Origin of the sequence: Geomicrobium sp. JCM 19038, from assembly GCF_000698125.1 — a bacterium.
Lineage (GTDB): Bacteria > Bacillota > Bacilli > Bacillales > Marinococcaceae > Geomicrobium_A.
On sequence record NZ_BAXA01000018.1, the window covers coordinates 1 to 17,657 of the forward strand.

Consider the following 17,657-nt stretch of genomic DNA (forward strand, 5'->3'; position numbering starts at 1 on the left):
TCTCATATCTAACCCTGTTAGCATCGAGCGTCTGCCTAGAAGCTCGGCGGCTCTCACACGGTCACTGTTCTTTGTTGGCAAGCCAATAACCTCAGCGTATTCGTTATAAATCAACTGTCTGCAATTGCTTGGATCGAGGAGCTAGCTCAGTTTAAAACAGAAGACGAAGTAACAACCATCACTAACTCACTTTTACGTGGAGAGTTGGGGGAGGGTCTTTTTTATAAGTTTTTTTACTCATACAACCCTCCTAAACGTAAGCAATCATGGGTTAACAAGAAGTACGAGAGCCATATACAGGCTGACAATACCTTTGTACATCATACAACCTACCTTAATAACCAGTTTATTTCACAGCAGTTTATTGAGGAGGCTGAGGCGGCAAGAGAACGTAATCACCTAACGAAAAATCCTAGTTCCACTGAACTAGCGTTTTTCAACAATGGATTACTTCTTGTAGAATCTGCCTGTCGCATCTAACTTTTATTGGCATCTTGCATACCGTGTTTTACAGCTATACGAATGATCCAGTATAAGACGTACAAGTTAATTCCCCAAATAACTAGAGGAAATAATAAGTTGCTGACGTTTACCATAAGGGCACCTCATTAAATAAAGAATTATCAATTAATTATAACAGAGCTACATAGGAAATTCATTGCAAAAACAGAGAAGGTACATATGGTTAGTAGAGGTAATCAATGATTAGAATGTAAGTTAAACGTGTTTCACTCTTCAACGATCTTTGTCATTGGTAGTATGATTATTTCCTAATCCATTTCAAAGTTATCATTGACCCAAATCTAATTCAATTCAATCTTTTCCCAAGCAAGATCCGAAGATTTAATTGCTTTGATCAAATCATTATCCTTTTGTCTTAGTTCGTAATTTTCTCCCCCTAACGACATGGTATCCTTATTAATATAAAAGATGAACCGACTCTGAGTCTCTTCGAAAAAAACGACGAAACTGTACAGCTCTTCACCTCTTCACCTCTTCACCTCTTCTTTGATTAATAGCCGTTAATTCCATTTCAGCAGCAAGGTTGAAAAAGCTATTGATTTCCTCTGATTCTTCAAGTCTTGCGAATTCCTCTGTTGCATACATTTCTGAAGAGTGATCATAGATAAGTAGTTGGCTGAACTCCCCGTATTCATCTTTCATGTTCGTGATAATGTGATCAAAAGTCGTTTGATTAATGAAGTTTATAGTTAATGCTAGTACACCGATTAAGACTGCGATTGTTACGAGCCATAGCCATAGCTTCCACATACAAAGTAAGCTCCTTTTATCAGTATATGATGTAGCTTTATTCCACCGTGCATTTTACCTTCACTACCTACGATCTTACAACATTGTAAGGGCAAGTAAGAAGAATCCATTTAATCAAAGATTAAAAAGATTTACGATTAGGTAAAGATCGATAGGAGGCTAATTATGAGAAAGGCAATGATCGGTGTGAGCATTGGCGCATTCGTAATGATTGCAGCTTTAGTCGGTTTATATCAATCGTTAACTGATATGACACGGGTCAACATTAACCCATTTATCGAAGAAGAGTATTGGTTTGTACAAGTAGATGCGTCAGGAATACTAGAGGAAGACGAACGTGGTAGTGTCTATTACGAACTTCCGGCAATACACGAAAACGGTGAAGAGGAGAAAGAAATTGAATTTACCGCTCTAAGTGAATTGCAAGAAGGGGCTTATCTGCAATTAACCTTAAAAGAAGATCATGTCATCACATACGATGAGGTCGAGGAAGACGATGTACCAACACAATTGATCACGAATTAAGCACCCGGTGTGGGTGCTTTTTTATTTTTAATTGTAGTTGATTCAATTTCATAAGTCCTGACTTTGGGCATTAAAACGAATGTTGTTTTATTTTTATGGAAAGTCGTTCGTTTTTAAATGACTACAATTTGATTGGAACGAAAGGCGGTGACGCCTGCGGAAAAAGGACCGAGATGAGACCCCACAGGGAACGGAGTGACCGAGGAGGCTCATCCGGTTCTCCGCGGCAAGCATCCGCCTGTAGTGTAGATCAATAAGCGACACTGGTTAAAAATGATCGTTTATTTTGTGCTCAAATCAAGTTATAAAATTCATTCAGTTATAACGAATTTATAAGGTTCTCATGATTGTTGTACGGACTGTTAACATCTGTAGACACCTCATACGCAATCATATCTCCAGCTGGATAGGGCTCTAAGTAGCTCAGCAGTTCTTCCGAATCGATCATTGTAGGATCTAACCACCGTTCATAGTCAGCCGGTGTGAGGATGACGGGCATACGGTCGTGGATGTCTCTCATTAATTCATTGGCTTCGGTCGTGATGATGGTACAACTGTTTATCGCTTCGTCACCATCGCTCCATGTTTCCCACAACCCTGCAAATGCTAACGGATCACCGTTTTTCAGTTGGATGTGATAGGGCTGCTTTTTACCATTAACGTTTTTCCATTCGTAAAACCCTGAAGCAGGTATAATGCAACGGCGTTTCTTAAATGCCGTACGAAAGCTGTTTTTTTCATGAACCGTTTCTCCGCGAGCATTGATCATTTTGTATCCGATTTTAGGATCTTTAGACCACGATGGAATGAACCCCCAGCGTAAGGTTCCTAATCGGTTTTGTTGTCCATCATTACGTACCGTAACGACTTGTTGAGTCGGCGCAACATTGTAACTTTCCTGATACTCATCGAGTGCTGTGATCGTTATATTAAAATGCTTTTGGAGCGACTGAAGTTGCTCAAAGAACGTAAATCGTCCGCACATGAGATCGCCCCCCTTTCTTCGTTTTCACCACTTTTGGTTACTAGTAAGCTTGCGATTATAAATGGGAAAATATACACGAACAAAAGTTCGTGATAAGTCTTGAATTAGAATATATGTTCGTATATGATTAAGGAAATGAACGGAGTGATGAGATGACGAAACGACAAAAGGAAGCGTTACAAGTTGCGATTGCTTTTATTGATGAGAACGGGTTTTCTCCTACATTCCGTGAATTAAAAGAACGGTTAGGATTGAAATCTCAATCGGCCGTCCATACGCTATTCATTCGTTTGAAAGAACAAGGTTATGTCACGTGGGAGTATGATCGACCAAGAACGCTTAAGATCTTAGTGAAGGGGGTTGCTTCATGAGCAAGTATGTCCTTCAACATTCAAGGTCTACGAGTATGCCTATACAAATCATCTATGAGGCAAAAGATGGATCCCTCAGTCAAAGACTTGTTACTGTGCGGCGAATGAATGAAGAGAACGTGTTCGTTTGGTGCCATAATAAGAAAGCTGTTAGAAGTCTCAGAGTAGAGAATATACTATCGGTGCAAAAAAGAAGACAAAGAATGATGCATGCGTACGCTTAAGAACGACGATAATCATCAAAAAATCATCCATAACGACGCATTATTGATTATGGTTGTAGCTCTTTGTTAGCGAAATGATTAATCCTCCTTCATAACTGTTATATTCATAAATTTGAATGATAAAATATAACTATAGGAGTGGTAATCTTGGAAAATGATAAAATACAACTAGATATGTTAAAAAGCTTACTTACGAGCTCTTTTAAATTCGCAGAACTATCGTTAGAATCATTAACTTATGGTAAGCATGTAAGTGATTGTGACTACATTCTTTCTGCCCAATTTTTGAGTATATCGCAAAATGAGATTTCCAAAACGAAGATCTATTATGCAAACAATATACAAATGGAGCATCATCATATTGAATTGTATTTTTCGGTACATAATCATTTTGTGCAAGATCTGACGGACGTGATCAAAAGTTTAGATCCAGACGTCACGTATGCAGAAAAAAGTCTTGAGAATCTGAGAGATCAAAAAGATCAAGTAACGGCATTTATCGATTATTATCATAAAGTGATTAAGTAATTGAAGCACCTTCGTGGTGCTTTTTTTATTTTGGCTTGATCCAAATCAATCTAGACAAGAGTGACAAGCAATGAAGAGTTTTCATATACTAACACGAGCATTCTCTGATCTGGCGGAATCAGTGGTTTATGTTACTAAACAAAAGGAGTTATGAAAATGATCAAACCGACGATTTTAAGGTGGGGGAATTTAACTCCTATTCGTAAAGTTAGACGTATTATCATTCATCATCCTGCCGCCGTGAGATACTCATATCTGCAAATCCACAACCAACATCGCAACCAAGGATGGTCAGGGGCTGGATACAATTATTATCTGCAAAAAAACCATGAATTCTATGAGTTGCGAGGATTAAATGTAGGTGCCCATGCGGCCAACCACAACAGTGATTCCCTAGGCGTTTGTGTTGAAGGGAATTATGATCGTGAACAAATGGATGAGACATTGTTTTTGCGATTTGTACAAGAAGTTAAAAAGTTAATGAATCAGCACGGGTTAACAGCAAACGATGTGTATCGTCACAGTGATGTAGGGCAGACGAGTTGCCCTGGACGAAACTTTCCGTGGGCACGATTTAAGCAGCTCATTGCTCGAAGAGAAGAAGTGAAATCAATTGTGCATGAACCAAATCAAAAAGAGGTGATGTATGTGAAAGCGGAAGATTTCCAGTGGTCATCAGGAAAAGAACAATTTGAAGCGGTGATCAATCAACACGGTAACAAAAATGAACTAGAGGCGTATAAAGCAGGTAAGCTAACGGTTAGTGACGCACTAGGTGTATTGTCAAAAGGCATTCTAGCAGAACCTTCTCAAACGGTGCCTAGCACGCACAAAGACACTTGGGAGGATTTGACGAAGAGAGGTATATTTAACGGCAAGAATCCGAATCATCCGATTACACGGGCACAACAAGCAACAGTGATTAAGCGGATTGAGGAGGGAAATTAAATACGTTAACAGAAGAAAAACCTATGGTATTGTACGTAGGTTTTTCTTCTGTTAACGATGATTCGTGACGCCGTATTCAATGCTTTTATTCTTTAGTTTCATGTGCAATAAAAGAATGAAAAACAGAGCGAACGATACGATTGAAATATAAATGGACCATGAACGATAAAATTCAATTTCTTCAATCGTATTCGAGGTGTAGTATGCTGCGACAACAACGATGATTGCTCCTGTAATGATTTGTAGCGTTTTTGATGGCTTAACGTTGATGGAGCGCAACACGTCTGAAATCACGTGTTTGTAAACACATAAGGAGAAGAACATCGTGAAATACCAGATCACAAAAAGCGAAGACTTTAACGCAAATGCATCGCTTAACATTCCTGAATTCTGCATCGTACGAAATGCCGGGAAAACTTCCATGCTTGTTAATTTCGGCCCAAGAGCATTAATGGTAAAGAAATTAAGGAGTGCCAGAATAATCACGGAAAGCAAGTAACCGATTTTAATCCCTTTAATTGTCCCTTTGAAGTTCGAAGCATGGCGAGGATAAAGGTAAAATAGGATTAAAATGTTGTCGATCACGCTTTTTATTAAATAAAAGCCTACTGACTTTACGTAGTGCTCGTATGGATACTGGAACATCGGCAAAAACTTATCAAATTCTATGTCTCGTACAAAGGCAAGTAAGGTTAAAACAATTAAGAGTAAAACGAAAGGACCTACGAGTGTCGACGTAGTCACAATTGTAGTGAAGCCTGAGATTGTCGCGTACACAATAATGATCATCAATAGGATCAGGACTACGATATGCGGTGTGCCATCGAGTAGCGTGTTATTAATAAATAGCCCAAAAAAGTTTAAGTGAGAAACGAGTAACGATACAGGTTGGCAGAGAAATAATAAGGCTAAGATCATGCCAGCCTTAGAACCAAATGAGCTTTTTAGACTTGTGATTAAATCATAGTCCGGTAACGTCTTGAATAAATATGATACGACTACAATTAACAAATAGCCTATGAAGCAACCGACTAGTGGGATCCACCAAATCTCATGACCAACATCAGGGGCAATGTTGTAAGGCAAACTCAATAAGGTAGAATTGCTAAAAATGAACAAAGAGATAAAGAGAGCGTTTGTATTTAAAGAGACAGGAGTGTTCATAGCACTATCTTGATCATTTTACGTGGGATTATTCAGGAATGGCTTCTGTGGTTAAACATTTCCCATTATCAGCTACTGTACATTATTCATGATCTTCATTCGTAGGTAGTACGAATGTGAGTGATGAAAGAGTAATTAATGAAAGAAAGAAAGCGAAAGGTATTCCAAGAGATGCAAAGACAATCAGAATTGTATCGGTTGCGAAATAGGAGCCTAATGCTACAGACAACCCATAACTTGCAGGACCGAGTAAAGCGAGTAGAATAATGATTCTTTTGTACACTCGATGTAAGGTCGGGTGTTTTTTCGGGTCTCGAATGGCATCATTTACACGTTTGCGATGTGTAATACCAAAAGTGACATGGCAAATAAACAGGCTTAATAATAATAATCCAAGCCAGATATTTTCATTAAATACTCTCCATGATGCAATGAGAATAATGACGGTTGAGATGTTAATTACAATAGTCCCGTACAGAAGGCGTAGCGGTTCCTGTTCATATTGCTTCAATAATATAAATACTACCGAATAGATGAATAACAAAGTGATAATGCTCGCAAATCCCCATGCAAATGCTTGGCTCCAGACCGGTGAGGCTGCTGCGGCGAGTGAAGCAACGCTAGGGAGAATTAACAGTCCAAGATAGCCCCACCGCATCGGTTTAACCTTTTGCTTTTCAACTTCTGCCATAATTCCTCAGTCTCCTTTAGGAATTAATTGATTGTCTCTATAATTAGACTTAGTAACGGTGTACGTAATGATAATACAGAAAGTTTCAACATTTAAAGTGCTTCTTTTATTTTTATCATAATGTCGCGATTATGCTAGCAGCATGAGATTAAAGCTCTGACGAATCAAATCTAGGAACAAAAATTAAAACCCTACCATAGCAATTCTATGGTAGGGTTACTCACTTATCGATAAACAAATTTACGGAAAAGGAAATCGAACGGGCCTGCTTTTTGTTTTAGTTCCAGGATGGTCGCCATTCCTACAGATGATAACCATACAAGGAATGTAAGTACCCATACTTGAGCAATGCTTAACGTACTCGCTAACCCGAAGACTGCTGGTGAGAGGAGAACGATCAGCAAGATTTCATTCACGATAAAGAAAGTGAGTGAGCGTTTTCCGAGTGCTGTAATCCCGGTTACGATTGGATTTGTCTTCTTTAAATGTGGTCCGACGAGTCCGAACAGCGCTGCATAACCACACCCTCCAGCGATTCCACTCATCATGTGAATCGTAAAGATGATTCCGAATAGGCTCGGCTGTTCGACCGTGATGACCCCGTTACTATGCAAAGCATGTGGGATCGCGCCGACGATTGAAATGAGTATACCGCCAAACGCAATTTTCTTAAGAAGGGAGCGGTGTTTTGGATCTTCATTTAACAAGCCTTTTCTACCGAACCAAATGCCTAACATAATGGATAGAATGACAGGCAGTGCAAAGTTCCCGAACAGCGGAGCGCCAGTGAAGAACATGACGAGTTGATTGAGCATCGTTTCCCAATAACCATCACCTGTCATGAACATGTTTTCCATGCCAACAGAGGCCATGTTGGCCCAAAAGATTGGCAGTAACAAGGCAAATCCGATGGTGAGAGCGATCATCGCTCTGACGAGTGTTTTATCACTTCGATATAAGAACCAATGAACGAGTAATAATCCTGCACCGTAAATGGCTAGTATATCTTTTCCACCAATAATGACGGAGAGCACGAATCCGAAGAAAAGTAGTGCGATCGCTCTACGGTTTATTGAACGTCGTATATCGAGTCTAGATTTTTCCCGCTTCATGTAACTGCGGATGACGAGCGTAATCCCGTAACCGAATAATAAGGCAAACATTGCGCGAGCACGGTTATCAACAAAGAGAACCGAGGTGTAATTGAGGATCGTATCGATGAACCCACCACTTTCGGGGCGAGTAAGGATGGTACCACTCAAGAAGATTTGTGCATGTGCAAGGGCGACGAGTAGTAGCATAAGCCCCGTGCGAGGTCGAAAGAGATGTATCTTTTTTTCGTCAAAAATCCCACTCCTATGTATCTAGTCTAAGTTCGTCTGAAAATCGGTGGTGATTGATAATAAATCTAAAAGCGTACTAGAGGTTCAGTTTCAACGGTACAGCATTGGAAGGTTTTCTATAAAAAGGAATTAACGGTCGTTCTTGTCACACATAACTCAAGAACAATACGTCATCATGACATAAATTAACACGACTACGAGACGCCCTACAATAGGTCGTCTCTCTTCATTTCTTTGATTGTAAACGTATGTAAGCGCTTTTGGTGACGATGTTCATAGGTGTGAAGTATACGACTTTCTGAGAACACAAAAAAGAGCGTCAAAATAGACGCTCTCAGAGTGTTGAAAAAGTGCTATCCTCATATAAATGAAGTGGAGAGTTGATTAACTTGTAGATTTCAAAGTATTAAAGCTATACATATTGATTTGTATGGTTTTCATATAATGGAATGGAACCTCCAGATGGACCGTACGCTAAGGCGATTTGCTTCCAGCCATACTTTTCATAATAGCCTTCTAAATCAGAGGTAAGGTACAACGAGCCGTAGCCTCGCTTTGCGGCTTCTTTTAAGCCGTGTTCGAGTAATTTAGCTCCTAATTGCTGGCCGCGATGGTCTTCGCTTACGTATAAGCACGCTAGCCAAGGGCGCAAATCTTGACGACTGTTTAAGTCGTTTCGAAGAAGTGCATACGTTCCGATGATGAATTCACGATCATCAATCGCAATGTAGAAGCTCGGGAGTCCAGAAGTGTCTTGCAAGCTATGAACCATCGCATCTTCATAAAAAACTTTGCCGCCTTCTTCACCCCACGTTTTCCAGTAAAGGTCAATGGCCTCATTGAATCGTTCGTTCTTTTCGGTTAATTGGATGACCTGCATAAATCCCTCATCCTTCCTGAGTGTGTTTGCCAATCCAAACGTTCCCGGAGTCAATCAAGTAGAGGAGGTCTCCGTTTGAAAGAACCATCGTTTTATAGACATTTTGTTTGTAACAATCTAATTCTTGTCTCGTTATGAGGTCATCCTCGAGCCAACCGTCAATTATTTCTTTCGTCCAATCGGTCGTATGAATGTACAATTGCCAGCTCATATAGTTCACCTTCATCGGATCGTTTACGAATTTTTCAGTAGGAAACGCTCGTTGTTGCTCTCGCTGTTCGAACGTTTGGTCATAAAAATGGAGGCAATCACGATACGAAACGACGACTTGCGATTTCATAAAGTCTGGCTCAAACAACAAAACCATTAAATCGTAAGGCTCGTGTAACGATTGAAGTTGTTCATGCCACGAATGATACACATCCAATACCGCATCGAATACTTCCCGAACAAACCAAGCAGGTAGTTTCCCTTCGAAGGAAAAGTAAAAAGGATGAATGGTTAATTTAACGTATGTCCGTTTGTGTGCGTGTAATTCATCGAACGGGAACGCCATTGCGTGACGTTCCAACGTTCAATCTTTCGAATATGTCGCTTCCAGCCTCGAATTTTCTTCTTCTTTGAACGATAATGCATCGTTTTCACCTTTGTTTAATTCGTGCTAGTGATTATCATTTAGAGATTACGCACTAACCGAAGAATCAGCGTCAACTTTTTGCGATTTTACTCGTTTAATATTGATTTTCATTAAAATGGCGGTTACGAGTGCGACGGCGAGAAGAATTGTAAACAAGACGAAAGCGGATGTAAATTCTCCTGTACGTTCAAACGTAAGACTCACAGCCATCGGACCAACAATGCCTGCCATTGCCCAGGCGGTAAGTGTGTAGCCGTGGATCGCACCGAGTTGCTTTGTACCGAACAAGTCGCCGATAAAAGCGGGAAGGCATGCAAATCCACCACCGTAACACGTCATGATCAAGTAAAGAAGAATGGAGAAGGCGACTTCGTTCGTTGTGAACGGTAAAGCGATAAAGGCGCCGAGTTGAATAATAAAGAAAATGATGTACATATTCGCTCGACCGATGTAATCAGAAAAGCTAGCCCAACCGATTCTCCCAATTCCGTTAAAGAAGCCCATCACGCCAACGACTGTCGCTGCGAATGCAGAAGTTGCGCCGGTAATCGTTTCTGTCATGTTGGCAGCAACCGCAAGCAACATAATCCCCGCAGAGATGTTAATGAACATCATCACCCAAAGAAAGTAAAAGCGAGCGGTACGAAGCGCTTCGTTTGCCGTAAGTTGTGCCAAGTCGACGGCAACGGTACGCGGCTGTTTACGTTCAGAATCGGTTTGCATGTTTTCTGGTTTCCATCCTTCAGGAGGTGGCGAAAGGTAGCTCGCACCACTGACCATTAAGACGAGATAAAGTGTACCGAGAATGTAAAAGGTCATATGAATGGACGTTTGATTCATAAGAAATTCTGCAAACGGGCTCGTAATTAACGCACCAGCACCGAAACCGAGAACGGCCATCCCAGTTGCGAGTCCGCGCCGGTCAGGAAACCATTTAACGAGCGTTGAGACGGGCGATATGTATCCAATTCCGAGTCCAATTCCACCAACAACACCGTAAAAGAAAACAAACATGGCAATGCTTTCAAGTTGAATAGCTAAGCCCGCACCAAATGTCCCTGAGACGAACAGAGCGGTTGATATGAGTGCTGATTTCTTGGGACCGTTACGTTCTACGAACTTTCCCATAAAAGCGGCACTCATCCCAAGAAAGAAGATCGCAACCGTAAATGCAAGCGTAACAGACGTAATCGCCCATCCGAGAGAATCATTAATCGGGTTTTGATAAACGCTGTACGCATACACTGAGCCAATCGACAAATGAATGGCAATCGCAGAGAGGGCGATCAGCCAACGATTTCGGTGTGCTTCCATCAAAAGAACCCCTTTCAATAATTATTTAAAAATTAATAATACACAAACAATAATAAACGCTTTAAATCGTCGTGTACAGTTAATCGCATCATAAAAAAAGAGGAGTGTAGCAAGTTTGGCTAACCAGACGAAACAAAAAAAGCGCGACGGGCAATCATGCCGGCGGGAATACCCCGATCCATCGCGCTTTTAAATGATTTTCATATTAAACAGTTTTATACTTCGTATTGATTCCCGTCATTAAGTTTTTTGCTGCAACGTCATCTTCTGCTTTTTGCTTGCTCACTTTGTCAACGTAGGCTCTTAGCGTATCACTCTCCCTTTTGAAAAAAGCTTCGCTAATGATTCCTTGTTGCCGTGCGATATCGAGCACTTTAATTTTCTTGAGTGCATCATGATAGTTCATGACAGAAACTCCCTACCTTTAATTTTTGTCTAACGATCCATTCAACTCTTCATCCTGAAATTTCAATGCATCGAACATTTGCAGATAGGCAAGCTCAATACACTTCGCATATAAACATATTATATTACGTGATTCTTGATTAAATGGTGAAAGTGAATCGACGGTTAAAATGCCTAAGTTTAAGATAGGTATGCAAATAAGGCTTTTGTAATTCCCTCTAGATTCTTCATTTTTTAGCCAATCAGGATCATCAGTGACATCATCAAGGTCGATGACTTCGTTTTTGCGATAACAACGTCCGCCTGTTGAATCATCGATGTCTAATTTTCTGCTGTTCGTATAATCTTTTGGGAAATTGAAACTTCCTGTATGGAAATCTAACGTATTGGTCGTAGGGCTACTGAGCCAGACGGCGCATCGCTTACTATCGCCTCTTGAACTCGATAGTGATAACGGAAGTGTATCGATGATTTTTTTAATGACTTCAAGAGATTCTTCGTACGTTTGATGACAATCGTTTCGAAGTTCAATAAGGTCCTCAAACAAATGATTAATGCTTTGTAATGAATGGTGATATTGGGTGTTGGCGTCTTGTAGGTCATTGTTTTGGCTCGTTAAGGTTGAGTTCTCTTGAGAGATGGCAAGAGCAGACGATTCACTTTCTAATGCCCTGAGTACGTTTTTTGCAAATCGACTCAAATAAAATGAACCGAGCACTAAGCCTATGATCAAGAGGATGGACAACACGGCGAATGTCCAATCGGGCATTCGGTCGATAATGCGAATCATAACATCTTCACCAATCATAATCCGAATCCCCCCATTACTATATGATATACAAGCAGTTTATTAATGGTGAAAACGCATTAGAAGGGATTGGTTTAAAAATAGATCATTAAACATAGGTCTGTTTTCAAAAGTAGCGCAGTAAGAAAATTTATGTAAGGTCATCTTCCATGAGCGATTGGGCAGTGACAGATGGAAGAGCATACGACGCGTTGTACGTTGTGATCGTAAAGCAAAAGGAAGCCGTTCTTTTGTACAAAAATGATACAAAAACCATCACTCCATTTAGTTAATCTAACCAATGACGAGTCGTTAGACGAACGATACGATGGGTAATATTGGTAGTTGAAACTAAGATCGTTGATAGAAAATCTAACTAAATATCATAAGAACAACGTGTTTTTTCTTAGTACTGGTTAGTAAAACCTTTCGTGAAGCTAACTTAAGGAGTGAGAAAAATGGAGAACATGCATGAAATCTTAGATTATATAGAAACGTCGACGGACCGTTCGATGGTGGCAACGGTTATTCATGTTGAAGGTTCTGCCTATCGAAAAGAAGGTGCATCGATGCTCGTCACAGCTGAGGGGAATCAAGTAGGAGTGATGAGTGCAGGGTGTCTAGAAGAAGATATCATGGCTCGCTTTGAACATGTTTGGTATCACGGGGCAGATGTATATGAATATGACATGCGTAGTGACGATCCATTTTCTTGGGGAGTGAACAATAGTGGTTGTAATGGGATTGTTACTGTACTGCTTGAACCGCTCACTGAGAAGCTTCGAAGCGAGCTTTTGCACGTAAAGGCTGAACTTATGAAAGGTCACGCGGTCCAAGTAATAAAGTCAATACATGAAGACGACGTACAGACGGTGTATCAAAGTACGTCTAACGATCACTTTGGAGAATTATTATTATTGAAGCAAGCGGTTGATGTTCCCATGCGTAGTGGCATGTGGCAAGAGATGTTCGTTCATCGATATGAGCCCAAACCACGACTTTTTCTTTTCGGAGCGAATGTTGATGCAAGACCTGTCGCATCGTTTGCAGCAGCGTCAGGGTTCGAAGTCATCGTTAGTGATTGGCGCAGCGGTCTATGCCAAGATCACTATTTTCCTCATGCAACAAAATTCATCATAGGGTTTCCTAAAGAAACGATCCCGACCATTCCATTTAGACCTACGGATTATGTTGTTGTGATGACACATCATTTTTATTACGACCGTGACATTATCATCTCACTTAAAGACTTGTCGCTTCGGTATTTAGGTATTCTAGGATCTAAAAAGAGAACGAGGCGACTTTTAGGCACTTCCATTATTCCGTCTACCATTACGACACCACTAGGACTGTCAATTGGCGCTGAAGGGCCAGAACAAATTGCAATCAGTGCGGTCGCACAGTTAATTGAAGAAGAACAAAAAGGAGACGACCGACGTTCGCTATGGGATACACAATCGGCATCTATTTAGCAGCGGGAAGTAGCTCAAGAATGGGAAGAAACAAATTAGCCCTTCCTTTGTTCAATACGACACTCGGTTCGGTTGCATTAAAAGTCGCACTTCAAAGTAACCTGGATGAAGTCTTGATCGTAAAACGAGCGGAAGATCATCTAGAATGGGTCGATTCATCATGTGAAGGTCAATTCCAATCCGTCACGTGTTGTGATGCTCCTTTAGGGCAGGCGCATTCAATTGTTACCGGGATTAAAGCTGCGATAACACGTGGTGCAGATGCAGTGATGATTATGTTGGCCGATCAACCATTTCTACGAATGCATCATCTAAATGCGATGATGGAGGCTGCGATAAAGGAGCGTGTTCAGTATATCGGTACAAATGTGGAAGGGCGTACACAACCGCCCCTTTTATTTTCGAAAGAAGTCTTTCCAGACTTAATGAAGCTTGAAGGTGACGTCGGTGCCAGGAGACTATTGCCGATGCTTACTGGAATGAGTCTCAATATAAATGAAAGCAGTGAAGCGTATGACATTGATACAGAGGAAGAGTATACATGGTTAATCAGTCAACAGAGCATACCGTAAAAGCAAATACCGTAGTCCGAATCGCACATTCTATTGAGGAAGCTTTAGCGTTAAAGGCGCAACTTCCTAAGTCTAGTCGGTTTATTTCTGGTGGTACCCTCATTCAATTAGAACGTGAGCAAGGCAACGAGTTGCCTGAACAATTGATAAGTTTGGAACGTATTCCATCGTTATTTGGAATTGAAGAGACAGAAGATTATGTACTTATAGGGGCGGCGACACCACTGAATCAATGCGCAAGCGTCGAGCTTTTGCAGACCGTGATTCCAACAGTCGCGTCTAAGGCGGTGAGAAACCGGGCTACGCTCGGTGGGAATTTAATGTACACGTGTGGCGATACGATTCCGGCACTAATTGCGCTCGGGGCAACGGTATCGATCGTTGAAGAAAATGGAGAACGGACCGTTTCAGTCGCGGACTTCCTTTCATTAAAAGTAAATGAGCCTATCGTTACACAGATTCATATACCGAAAGTAAAGATCGAATCATTTTTTTATCAAAAGGTTGGCTTTCGAAAGTCATTTTCGAAGTCACAGTTAACGGTTGCAAGCATGATTAGCATCGACAAACAACGTGTTCAAAGCAACGTACGTCTTGTCTTTAGTGACGGTGAGCGGGCTGCAATTCGTTTACGAACAACCGAACGAGTACTCGGAGGGCATAAACTAACGAAGAGTGTCATTCAAAAGGTGAGTGAATCTTTAAATGAGGAATTGGCACGTATCAAAACAGCAACGACGTATCAACGCATGGTTACGAAGAATCTATTCATCTCAGAATTGATCAACCGAACGGAGGGATCTCTTGAGTAAATCACGCAAACGACCGGATGGGAACGACAAAGTGACAGGACAGTTAGCGTATTTAACCGATCGAACTTTTCCAGAAATGTTGTATGCGAAAGTGTTAAGAAGTGCCTACCCTCATGCGCGAATTCGTTCAATTTGTACAGAGCGAGCGAAAGAGCTTCCAGGAGTTAAAGCAATCATTACACATCAAGACGTACCTGGCGTCAATGGCTATGGCATTATTACTCCTGATCAACCTGTGTTTTGTGATGAGACCGTACGTTTTATCGGTGATGCGGTTGCGGCTGTTGCAGCGACAAGCGTAGAAGTCGCTGAAGAAGCGATAAAGCGTATTGACGTAACATACGATGTTTTGCCTGTACTTGACGATCCGGCGAAAAGCTTAGCGAAAGACGCACCAAAACTGCGTGATGACGGAAATGTGTTGTATAAAAAGAGTTTTACAAAAGGGGATGTGGCCGAAGGATTTAAGCACTGTATGGCGGTCGTTGAAGAAACGTATCACGTTCCAAGACAGATGCATGCGTATATGGAGACAGAAGGTGGTGTTGTCATACCTGAGGCAGATGGTGGCATTACGGTCTATATGGGAACGCAACACGGTTTTAAAGATCAATTTCAATTGTCTCGTATTCTTGATGTACCTAAAGAGAGCATTCGCATCGTCTCAAGCCCGATGGGAGGCTCATTTGGAGGGAAAGATGAATTAAACGTTCAACCGTACGCAGCACTTTTGGCACTAAAAACGAACAAACCAGTAAAACTCCATCAAACTCGTGCTGAATCAGTCATTTCAAGCATTAAGCGGCACCCGATGGCAATTACGGTTAAAACAGGGGCAGACGAAACGGGAAAAGTAATCGCGCACGATGTCAAAATTGTCGCTGACACAGGTCCGTATGCAACGCTTGGACCCGCAATATTGGATTTCGCAGTAGAGCATAGTGCCGGTCCATATCGTTTTGAACACGTAGCGGTCGATGGCACATCGGTGTTGACGAACAATGCCGTGTCTGGAGAGTTTCGAGGGTTCGGAGGTAACCAAATTACGTTCGCCCTAGAAAACCAAATGGATCGTCTTGCTGAGCAGGTAGGGATGTGCCTTTGGCATTACGCAAGCTGAATTTGCGTGGTGAGCATGATCTAGGACCACTCGAGCAGCGGATCGTACCGACAACCGGTGCAAGTGACGTGCTTGAGAATGTCGAACGATTAAAAGATCAACTTGAATTCAAAAAAGACCATCCGTTTGTTCGCACAGGTGTAGGAATTGCGATGGCCATGCACGGTGGGGGATTAGGCTTTGGGCGCTTAGACGGTGCTGGAGGAAGGTTATCCTTAAGCGATGAGGGAAAAATCGACGTTTCTTTTGGCTTTGAAGAGGTCGGTCAAGGAATCGTTGCGGTCATTGAAGAATTAACAATAGCAGCACTGCAATGTGATGAAGATGACATTACAATTACGATTGGTGATACGAACCGAGTTCCACATTCAGGTTCAACAACGGCATCCCGAGGGACGAGTATGGTATGGCATGCCCTTGAGCGAATGAAGCAGGAGTTTAAAGAAAAGCTTTGTGAAAAAGCAGCAATAATCACCGGTGAGCCTAAGGATGAATTACGTCTAGGAACAGGGGGAATTTACAAGGATGAGGTACAAGTGCTCACCTATCGTTCGTTACGTAAACAGCTGCATCATGAGGATCAAGTTGTCGTGGAGACATCGTTTGATTTTCCGACAACACCAGATGAAGTTGACGGTGGGCATTATTTGTACACGTTTGCAGGGGTTTTAGCAGCCGTTGAAGTTGATCTTCTTACCGGCCAATTGACTGTTACTCATTTGCATCAAGCGATTAGTGCAGGTGAGGTCGTTAATGAGCTTGGCTATAAAGGTCAAATTGAAGGTGGCGGTGTGATGAGTCTTGGTTACTCAATTATGGAAGACATGGGAATGGAGCAAGGGCACTATTTGAAACGGAACTTTGATACGTATATGTTGCCAACAATTTCCGATGTACCAAGGTTAACGGTAGATGCCATTGAGAAGCTTCCAGATGGAGATGTACACGGGCCACGAGGCGTCGGTGAAATCGGTACCGTAGCTGTCGCTCCCGCGATTACGAAAGCAATTCATAATGCACTCGGCATTTGGATAAACAAAATACCTGTTGATCCTTTAACGATTCTTCAGGCTTTAGAAAAGGAAGGTGCTACGTGGTGGAACGAGTTCGAGAACGAGCAACCGATTGTAAGCCACAAATGATTAGCATGACGTTAAACGGTGAGCGTGTGTCTATTCAGGCGAATGAGACTGACCGACTGACTGACGTACTTCGTCATGGTGAACCATCCTTAACTGGAACGAAGTTATCATGTGGAATTGGTCGTTGCGGAGCATGCTCTGTGTTAGTGAATGGAGAGCTCGTTAATTCTTGTTTACTCATGGCGTATCAGGTAGAAGGAGCTCTGTGACAACGATCGAAGGCGTTGGGAAAGGGTCGCTAGATCTAATCCAAGTTGCATTTATGGAAGAAGGCGGTTTTCAATGTGGGTACTGTACACCTGGCATGGTCCTGGCTGTAAAGGCACTTCTTTCAGAAAATCCTGAGCCTGGTGATGAGCAAATTGTTGAAGGGTTGTCCGGGAATATTTGTCGCTGTACAGGGTATGAAGGAATTAAACGTGCCGTACGAGCGGCAATTAGAAAACAAAAGTAACCGTCCGTACA

General features: G+C 41.7%; 19 protein-coding genes and 3 pseudogenes. 12 read left to right on the plus strand and 10 right to left on the minus strand.

Going from position 1 to position 17,657, the window contains the following annotated elements:
* Positions 1 to 120: 120 nt before the first annotated feature.
* Positions 121 to 396 (plus strand): annotated as a pseudogene (locus JCM19038_RS17640) (phage terminase large subunit); the annotation flags it as partial.
* A 585-nt stretch (positions 397 to 981) separates the two neighbouring features.
* Here the strand turns inward: JCM19038_RS17640 and JCM19038_RS17645 are convergent.
* Complete coding sequence (locus JCM19038_RS17645) at positions 982 to 1,272, minus strand: hypothetical protein (RefSeq protein ID WP_042420545.1); 291 nt, start codon at positions 1,270 to 1,272, stop codon at positions 982 to 984.
* Between the two features lie 165 nt (positions 1,273 to 1,437).
* On the opposite strand from JCM19038_RS17645, the gene JCM19038_RS17650 reads away from it, so the two are divergent.
* Positions 1,438 to 1,797: a YxeA family protein gene (locus JCM19038_RS17650; protein WP_042420547.1), complete on the plus strand. Its 360-nt coding sequence runs from the start codon at positions 1,438 to 1,440 to the stop codon at positions 1,795 to 1,797.
* A gap of 319 nt (positions 1,798 to 2,116) precedes the next feature.
* On the opposite strand, the gene JCM19038_RS17655 is transcribed toward JCM19038_RS17650, so the two are convergent.
* Positions 2,117 to 2,782: an SOS response-associated peptidase gene (locus JCM19038_RS17655; RefSeq protein ID WP_042420549.1), complete on the minus strand. Its 666-nt coding sequence runs from the start codon at positions 2,780 to 2,782 to the stop codon at positions 2,117 to 2,119.
* Between the two features lie 152 nt (positions 2,783 to 2,934).
* Between JCM19038_RS17655 and JCM19038_RS17660 the strand changes: the two genes are divergently transcribed.
* The 4 genes from JCM19038_RS17660 to JCM19038_RS17675 all read left to right on the plus strand — a co-directional run bounded on the left by JCM19038_RS17660 (position 2,935) and on the right by JCM19038_RS17675 (position 4,853).
* Positions 2,935 to 3,153, plus strand: a complete 219-nt coding sequence (locus JCM19038_RS17660; RefSeq protein WP_042420551.1) for a hypothetical protein — start codon at positions 2,935 to 2,937, stop codon at positions 3,151 to 3,153.
* The gene (locus JCM19038_RS22995) at positions 3,150 to 3,377 is read left to right on the plus strand and encodes a hypothetical protein (RefSeq protein WP_042420554.1); all 228 of its coding nucleotides are present in this window, start codon (positions 3,150 to 3,152) and stop codon (positions 3,375 to 3,377) included. The genes JCM19038_RS17660 and JCM19038_RS22995 overlap by 4 nt, the downstream gene beginning before the upstream one ends.
* A 147-nt stretch (positions 3,378 to 3,524) precedes the next feature.
* The gene (locus tag JCM19038_RS17670; RefSeq protein ID WP_042420556.1) at positions 3,525 to 3,905 is read left to right on the plus strand and encodes a hypothetical protein; all 381 of its coding nucleotides are present in this window, start codon (positions 3,525 to 3,527) and stop codon (positions 3,903 to 3,905) included.
* 156 nt (positions 3,906 to 4,061) lie between these two features.
* Positions 4,062 to 4,853 (plus strand): peptidoglycan recognition family protein, encoded by a 792-nt coding sequence (locus JCM19038_RS17675; protein WP_042420557.1) that lies wholly within the window; start codon positions 4,062 to 4,064, stop codon positions 4,851 to 4,853.
* A gap of 51 nt (positions 4,854 to 4,904) precedes the next feature.
* Here the strand turns inward: JCM19038_RS17675 and JCM19038_RS17680 are convergent, their stop codons facing one another.
* The 8 genes from JCM19038_RS17680 to JCM19038_RS17715 form a co-directional block, all read right to left on the minus strand.
* Entirely contained in the window at positions 4,905 to 5,945 is a 1,041-nt protein-coding gene (locus JCM19038_RS17680) for a GerAB/ArcD/ProY family transporter (protein WP_042420559.1), read from the minus strand.
* 154 nt (positions 5,946 to 6,099) lie between these two features.
* The gene (locus tag JCM19038_RS17685; RefSeq protein ID WP_042420562.1) at positions 6,100 to 6,708 is read right to left on the minus strand and encodes a hypothetical protein; all 609 of its coding nucleotides are present in this window, start codon (positions 6,706 to 6,708) and stop codon (positions 6,100 to 6,102) included.
* Positions 6,709 to 6,932: 224 nt separating this feature from the next.
* Positions 6,933 to 8,009 carry a DUF418 domain-containing protein gene (locus JCM19038_RS17690; RefSeq protein WP_052361931.1) on the minus strand — a complete coding sequence of 359 codons (1,077 nt, stop codon included), beginning with the start codon at positions 8,007 to 8,009 and terminating at the stop codon, positions 6,933 to 6,935.
* Positions 8,010 to 8,463: 454 nt separating this feature from the next.
* Positions 8,464 to 8,931, minus strand: coding sequence for a GNAT family N-acetyltransferase (locus JCM19038_RS17695; protein WP_042420564.1), 468 nt, complete (start codon positions 8,929 to 8,931; stop codon positions 8,464 to 8,466).
* A gap of 7 nt (positions 8,932 to 8,938) precedes the next feature.
* Complete coding sequence (locus JCM19038_RS21330; RefSeq protein ID WP_152549505.1) at positions 8,939 to 9,502, minus strand: hypothetical protein; 564 nt, start codon at positions 9,500 to 9,502, stop codon at positions 8,939 to 8,941.
* 111 nt (positions 9,503 to 9,613) lie between these two features.
* Positions 9,614 to 10,882 carry an OFA family MFS transporter gene (locus JCM19038_RS17705; protein ID WP_042359520.1) on the minus strand — a complete coding sequence of 423 codons (1,269 nt, stop codon included), beginning with the start codon at positions 10,880 to 10,882 and terminating at the stop codon, positions 9,614 to 9,616.
* Positions 10,883 to 11,087: 205 nt separating this feature from the next.
* Positions 11,088 to 11,288: a hypothetical protein gene (locus JCM19038_RS17710; protein WP_042420565.1), complete on the minus strand. Its 201-nt coding sequence runs from the start codon at positions 11,286 to 11,288 to the stop codon at positions 11,088 to 11,090.
* 18 nt (positions 11,289 to 11,306) lie between these two features.
* Positions 11,307 to 12,095 (minus strand): GAF domain-containing protein, encoded by a 789-nt coding sequence (locus JCM19038_RS17715; protein ID WP_042420567.1) that lies wholly within the window; start codon positions 12,093 to 12,095, stop codon positions 11,307 to 11,309.
* Between the two features lie 149 nt (positions 12,096 to 12,244).
* On the opposite strand from JCM19038_RS17715, the gene JCM19038_RS24620 reads away from it, so the two are divergent.
* The 6 genes and pseudogenes from JCM19038_RS24620 to JCM19038_RS17740 all read left to right on the plus strand — a co-directional run bounded on the left by JCM19038_RS24620 (position 12,245) and on the right by JCM19038_RS17740 (position 17,646).
* On the plus strand, positions 12,245 to 12,367 hold the full coding sequence (locus JCM19038_RS24620) for a hypothetical protein (RefSeq protein WP_255343396.1): 123 nt from the start codon (positions 12,245 to 12,247) through the stop codon (positions 12,365 to 12,367).
* Between the two features lie 165 nt (positions 12,368 to 12,532).
* A complete protein-coding gene (locus JCM19038_RS17720; RefSeq protein ID WP_042420568.1) occupies positions 12,533 to 13,546 on the plus strand; it encodes an XdhC family protein in 1,014 nt (337 codons plus the stop codon).
* 20 nt (positions 13,547 to 13,566) lie between these two features.
* On the plus strand, positions 13,567 to 14,118 hold the full coding sequence (locus JCM19038_RS17725; RefSeq protein WP_193745163.1) for an NTP transferase domain-containing protein: 552 nt from the start codon (positions 13,567 to 13,569) through the stop codon (positions 14,116 to 14,118).
* The gene (locus JCM19038_RS17730; RefSeq protein WP_042420570.1) at positions 14,088 to 14,930 is read left to right on the plus strand and encodes a xanthine dehydrogenase family protein subunit M; all 843 of its coding nucleotides are present in this window, start codon (positions 14,088 to 14,090) and stop codon (positions 14,928 to 14,930) included. The genes JCM19038_RS17725 and JCM19038_RS17730 overlap by 31 nt, the downstream gene beginning before the upstream one ends.
* Positions 14,923 to 17,192 (plus strand): annotated as a pseudogene (gene pucD, locus JCM19038_RS17735) (xanthine dehydrogenase subunit D). Before JCM19038_RS17730 ends, pucD begins: the two are co-directional and overlap by 8 nt.
* Positions 17,189 to 17,646, plus strand: a pseudogene (locus JCM19038_RS17740) ((2Fe-2S)-binding protein). The pseudogenes pucD and JCM19038_RS17740 overlap by 4 nt, the downstream one beginning before the upstream one ends.
* Positions 17,647 to 17,657 lie beyond the last annotated feature (11 nt).

Excerpts from the sequence above, each read along its gene's own strand:
- JCM19038_RS17645 (WP_042420545.1), bottom strand. The coding sequence starts at position 1,272 with ATGTGGAAGCTATGGCTATGGCTCGTAACAATCGCAGTCTTAATCGGT.
- JCM19038_RS17650 (WP_042420547.1), top strand. The coding sequence starts at position 1,438 with ATGAGAAAGGCAATGATCGGTGTGAGCATTGGCGCATTCGTAATGATT.
- JCM19038_RS17655 (WP_042420549.1), bottom strand. The coding sequence starts at position 2,782 with ATGTGCGGACGATTTACGTTCTTTGAGCAACTTCAGTCGCTCCAAAAG.
- JCM19038_RS17660 (WP_042420551.1), top strand. The coding sequence starts at position 2,935 with ATGACGAAACGACAAAAGGAAGCGTTACAAGTTGCGATTGCTTTTATT.
- JCM19038_RS22995 (WP_042420554.1), top strand. The coding sequence starts at position 3,150 with ATGAGCAAGTATGTCCTTCAACATTCAAGGTCTACGAGTATGCCTATA.
- JCM19038_RS17675 (WP_042420557.1), top strand. The coding sequence starts at position 4,062 with ATGATCAAACCGACGATTTTAAGGTGGGGGAATTTAACTCCTATTCGT.
- JCM19038_RS17685 (WP_042420562.1), bottom strand. The coding sequence starts at position 6,708 with ATGGCAGAAGTTGAAAAGCAAAAGGTTAAACCGATGCGGTGGGGCTAT.
- JCM19038_RS17690 (WP_052361931.1), bottom strand. The coding sequence starts at position 8,009 with ATGCTACTACTCGTCGCCCTTGCACATGCACAAATCTTCTTGAGTGGT.
- JCM19038_RS17695 (WP_042420564.1), bottom strand. The coding sequence starts at position 8,931 with ATGCAGGTCATCCAATTAACCGAAAAGAACGAACGATTCAATGAGGCC.
- JCM19038_RS17705 (WP_042359520.1), bottom strand. The coding sequence starts at position 10,882 with ATGGAAGCACACCGAAATCGTTGGCTGATCGCCCTCTCTGCGATTGCC.
- JCM19038_RS17710 (WP_042420565.1), bottom strand. The coding sequence starts at position 11,288 with ATGAACTATCATGATGCACTCAAGAAAATTAAAGTGCTCGATATCGCA.
- JCM19038_RS17715 (WP_042420567.1), bottom strand. The coding sequence starts at position 12,095 with ATGATTGGTGAAGATGTTATGATTCGCATTATCGACCGAATGCCCGAT.
- JCM19038_RS24620 (WP_255343396.1), top strand. The coding sequence starts at position 12,245 with ATGAGCGATTGGGCAGTGACAGATGGAAGAGCATACGACGCGTTGTAC.
- JCM19038_RS17720 (WP_042420568.1), top strand. The coding sequence starts at position 12,533 with ATGGAGAACATGCATGAAATCTTAGATTATATAGAAACGTCGACGGAC.
- JCM19038_RS17725 (WP_193745163.1), top strand. The coding sequence starts at position 13,567 with ATGGGAAGAAACAAATTAGCCCTTCCTTTGTTCAATACGACACTCGGT.
- JCM19038_RS17730 (WP_042420570.1), top strand. The coding sequence starts at position 14,088 with ATGGTTAATCAGTCAACAGAGCATACCGTAAAAGCAAATACCGTAGTC.